This is a genomic window from Bradyrhizobium sp. MI1.7, from assembly GCF_055811795.1.
In genome coordinates this window covers 1-702 of sequence record NZ_JBVVPO010000235.1, presented here as the reverse complement: position 1 = coordinate 702, position 702 = coordinate 1, and the positions used below count along the sequence as shown (strand labels likewise).

Sequence of the window (702 nt, the reverse complement as noted above, 5' to 3'; positions counted from 1 at the left end):
GCGCAGCGCGAGCGGTTCTTCCAGGCGGGCCTGAAGGCGGCGCTGCGCCTTGAGCGCCAGGAATTCCGCGAATGGCTCATGCGCCGGCTGATCGAACCACCGCTCGCCCCGCCGGTCGATCCGGCCCGCTTCGCAATTTCGAAGGCCGACGTTGCGCTGCTCATGAAGTCGGCGCGCGAAGCACCGCTCAAATAAGCGTCCGAAGTTTCCCGGCGCGCTAGAGGCGTCTCTGGAGCGGCTCGTGCACCGGGTCTTCCGCCGTTCTGATCGCCGATCACTCGTCGCGGGTATGACCCCACTTTTGGAGCGGCCATCACGTCATCATTGCGACACGGTCCGAGCCACCACGACCGTGATCCGCGCCGACTTGACGACGCCGTCCTGCGAAAACGGCGAAGCATGTTCAACCTGATGCCTTTCGCGTCCGCTCTGATGCGTTCGACATCGTGCGTCGACGAACCGGGTGATCATCTCCACGAAGCGCGCTTGGTCGCGCTCATTCATGGCCGCCATCCCAGGTCTGGCACAAAGTGCATATACCCCTCTCAGTGGAGCAGACCAGCCATGCCCTAGAGAACCAACAAAGGTAACTTACTCAGCGTGACTTGGTCGATACGCTCCACCTGTGACAGAGGAAGTGGCTGGGTTGGCGGGGTGGGTGCATATTGTTGACGACGATGCGGCATTCGCGAAAGCGATGGA

At 62.1% G+C, this 702-nt stretch carries 2 protein-coding genes; one reads left to right on the top strand and one right to left on the bottom strand.

The annotated features are described in order from the left end of the window. A partial coding sequence (locus tag AC0L3X_RS47305) for a hypothetical protein (protein ID WP_473317640.1) occupies positions 1 to 195 on the top strand: 195 nt, incomplete at its 5' end. Between the two features lie 126 nt (positions 196 to 321). Here AC0L3X_RS47305 and AC0L3X_RS47300 read toward each other — a convergent pair. Then, a complete protein-coding gene (locus AC0L3X_RS47300) occupies positions 322 to 504 on the bottom strand; it encodes a hypothetical protein (protein WP_354100352.1) in 183 nt (60 codons plus the stop codon). Positions 505 to 702: the final 198 nt, after the last annotated feature.